This window comes from Bartonella sp. MU70NMGDW (assembly GCF_042194085.1).
Lineage (GTDB): Bacteria > Pseudomonadota > Alphaproteobacteria > Rhizobiales > Rhizobiaceae > Bartonella > Bartonella grahamii.
Genome location: NZ_JBHIMK010000267.1, coordinates 1 through 1,589 on the forward strand (window position 1 = coordinate 1; position 1,589 = coordinate 1,589).

At 40.7% G+C, this 1,589-nt stretch carries 2 protein-coding genes; both read right to left on the reverse strand.

Going from position 1 to position 1,589, the window contains the following annotated elements:
* Positions 1–80: 80 nt before the first annotated feature.
* A complete protein-coding gene (lysA, locus tag ACFIKE_RS10320; protein ID WP_375626047.1) occupies positions 81–1,355 on the reverse strand; it encodes a diaminopimelate decarboxylase in 1,275 nt (424 codons plus the stop codon).
* 9 nt (positions 1,356–1,364) lie between these two features.
* Complete coding sequence (locus ACFIKE_RS10325) at positions 1,365–1,544, reverse strand: LPS translocon maturation chaperone LptM (protein ID WP_375626049.1); 180 nt, start codon at positions 1,542–1,544, stop codon at positions 1,365–1,367.
* Positions 1,545–1,589 lie beyond the last annotated feature (45 nt).

Sequence of the window (1,589 nt, forward strand, 5' to 3'; positions counted from 1 at the left end):
AGATCATAAACCCCATACAAGACAATTTCTAGAAAATAAATTGTTTCATCAAAGTTTAGTAAAAATAAGACCAAAAACACTTAAGAATTCTCAACCCAATCAGGAATATGATCACATCCCATCAATTGAGCATAATCAAGACGTGGACGAATAACCGCATAACACGTATCTTGAACAAGAACTTCTGGGATCAAAAGTCGGCTATTATAAGTACTCGCCATCACAGCACCATAAGCTCCAGCTTGCGTAATTGCTAAAAGATCACCGGGTGCCAAAATCGGCAAGTAACGATCTAGTGCTAAATAATCGCCAGTCTCACAAACAGAACCAACAATATCTGCACGAATAAGGGGAGCATCTTTTGCTGCTTGTTTCACAAGGACGACATTCTGCCAAGCATCATAAAGCGTTGGACGCATCAGATCATTCATCGCCGCATCTACAATAACAAAATTCCGCCCTTGTCCCCTTTTTAAATAGAGAACAGATGTCATCAGTACACCAGCTTGTCCCACAATGCTCCGCCCCGGCTCCACAACAATATTAATCCCTAAAGGAGCAATATATTTCTTTACCAGCGCAGCATAATCAAAAGGAGAAGGTACAGTATGTTGTTCACAACCATAGGCAATACCAAGCCCACCACCAATATCTATATGCGTTATTGCATAGCCATCGCTCCACAATTGACGCACACAATCTGCAATAAGAAGGAATGCTTCTTCAAATGGCTTTAAATCACAAATCTGACTGCCAATATGCATATCAATACCGCAAACCTGCAATCCAGGTAAAGAGTCCGCTTTTTTATAAGCCTCTCTTGCCAACAACAATGGAATACCAAATTTATTTTCAGATTTTCCTGTTGTAATTTTCTTATGGGTCTTTGCATCAACATCTGGATTAATGCGCAATGAAACACGTGCTATCTTTGAAAGCGCAACAGCACGTTGAGATAACTGTTCAAGTTCCGGCTCTGATTCAACGTTAAAACAATAAATATCCTGTGCAAGAGCAAAATCTATCTCTCTCATGGTTTTACCAACACCAGAATAAACAATACGATGTGCCGGAATACCAACAGCAAGGGCACGCCGTAATTCCCCTTCTGAGACCACATCAGCTCCCGCTCCATTGTTCGCTAAAAGCCGTAAAACTGCTTGATTAGAATTGGCTTTAACCGCATAAGCAAGCAGACTAGGCATCCCTTGAAAAGCCTTTTTATAGTCTTTAAAACGTGTAACCAATGCATTGGCGGAATAACAATAAAAAGGAGTCCCCACCTCCTGCGCAAGAACAGCAAGTGAACAACCCTCAGCATGAAGCATACCTTGATGGTAAGAGAAAAAATCCACACTTTCCTCCTACTTTATCAAACGATCAAGAATAAAAGGTTTATCATCTTCACTTTGAGCAACAGATGTTCCTTGCACAGACTTTTCCACACTTGTAAGAGGCATTTCCAATGACCCTTTACGCCCACACCCAGCAACACAAACGCCTCCTAAAAGGACAATCATCAACCCCTTTAATATAATTTTCATCTGTCCTCTTTCCTCATCTCGATCTCTTTTTTACCTTTAAAATAC